Source organism: Nocardia noduli (assembly GCF_019038455.1).
Classification (GTDB): domain Bacteria; phylum Actinomycetota; class Actinomycetes; order Mycobacteriales; family Mycobacteriaceae; genus Nocardia; species Nocardia noduli.
Window position 1 is genome coordinate 1 of sequence record NZ_JAFMPL010000277.1, and the last position, 449, is coordinate 449.

1 protein-coding gene is annotated in these 449 nt (G+C 67.3%); it reads right to left on the reverse strand.

Features of this window, described 5'->3' with window-relative positions:
- A partial coding sequence (locus JZ792_RS43710) for an LUD domain-containing protein (RefSeq protein ID WP_216918442.1) occupies window positions 1-449 on the reverse strand: 449 nt, incomplete at both ends.

The window sequence follows — 449 nt, forward strand, 5'->3', positions numbered from 1 at the left end:
GCCCTCGTTGGTGCAGGTGACGACGGTGCCGGTCTCCGCGATGGCGAAGTTGCAGCCGGTCATGCCGGCATCGGCCTTCAGAATGTAGGGCCGTGTCGTCTCGCGCTGGCTTTCGGCGAGGTAATGGGCGTCGTCGTTGTCCGGGTCGGTGCCGAGCGTCTTGGCGCAGACTTCCGCCACGTCCATCCGGGTCTTGTGGACCGCGGGCGCCACGATGTGGCTCGGCTCCTCGTTGTCGAGCTGCTGGATGCGCTCGCCCAGATCGGTCTCGATGATCTCGATGCCGTTGGCCGCCATGTGGTGGCGGAAGCCGCATTCCTCGGTGAGCATCGACTTCGACTTCACCAGGGTCTTGGCACCGCGGCTGCGCAGGATCTCCAGGACGATGCGGTTGTGGTCGGCGCCGTCCGCGGCCCAGTGGACCTGCACGCCGTTGGCCTTCGCGGCGG